The 1,080-nt window shown below is 51.8% G+C and carries 1 protein-coding gene; it reads right to left on the bottom strand.

The genetic code is table 11. The features are described from left to right. The coding region (locus KDK17_RS04265; RefSeq protein WP_306671224.1) for a 3'-5' exonuclease at positions 1-1,080 on the bottom strand (1,080 nt) is incomplete at both ends.

The following is a 1,080-nucleotide window of genomic DNA, read 5'->3' as shown; positions in this document are numbered from 1 at the left end:
GTGAGGTTCTGGACAATGCAGAGTAGCTGGTTACCCACCAGTCTTTCTGGATCTCACCCCGGAACTCTGCCGCGACAAGATGAAGGCTTTCTTCAGATTCGCTCCGGTAGACTGGGAGTTGAAGCTCTTCAACGGGCTGGAAATTAATGGCAGGGTGCCTTTGCGCCAGATGTTTCAATTGTTGCTCAAGCGTCGCATAATCAAGTACCTCAGGGCCGTTCAGCAACCAGCCAATGGCCGTTCTGTGCAGATCAGTCAGGTCACCTTTTCGTCCAGAACCACTTTTGACGGGAGCCATGCCCATATAGCAACGATAGATTGAACGAGTCAGTGCTACGTAAAGTAGTCGAATGTCTTCAGCCAGTCTTTCTTTGTCGGCTTTGATCAGAGCCTGATCATCACCAGACAGGTCCAACGTGGTGTGCTGGCTGTCATGATAAACCGGTTCTTCCGCTTCTCTAAAACTGCAGATATAGGGCAAAAACACGACAGGGTATTCCAGGCCCTTGGATTTATGGATGGTGACAATCTGTACCCGGTTGCGTTCGCTCTCAAGGTGCAGTTGCTGCTCATCGGCATTGGTATCCGGTTTGCTGATGTGTTCAGACAGCCATCGCTGCAGAGCGTGGGGACTCTCCAGCTCAAGACTGGCTGCAGCCAGCAGTTCACCCACATGCAACAGGTTTGTCAGACGCCTCTCGCCATTATCTTTTGCTAACAGTTGCTCTGCCAGTTTACGCTTTTGCACCAGTACTCTGAGCATTGGCAGAACGCCCTGTTTCATCCAGATCTGATGGTAATCTGAAAACTCTTCAACGGCGCGTTCCCAGGCAAGCTCATCGTCGTTCAGTGCATCCAGAGTCTCAGCTGTCAGATCCAACAGTGGCGTGGCCAGAGCCGATCTCAAGGTTCTATCGTGGCCCGGGTTGAGGCAGGCGGTAAGAATTCTTAGCACATCAACCGCCTCGTTCGAAGCAAATACGGAATCACTGCTGCTCAGATAAACACTGGGAATTCCCTGTTTTGCCAGGGCTTCCCTGATCATCAGGCCCTGTCGGCCAGTTCTCACCAGTATGGCAA

It is taken from the genome of Endozoicomonas sp. SESOKO2 (genome assembly GCF_024606245.1).
Lineage (GTDB): Bacteria > Pseudomonadota > Gammaproteobacteria > Pseudomonadales > Endozoicomonadaceae > Endozoicomonas_A.
Note: the sequence above shows the minus strand (reverse complement) of the source record. Positions and strands in the feature narration are given on the sequence as shown.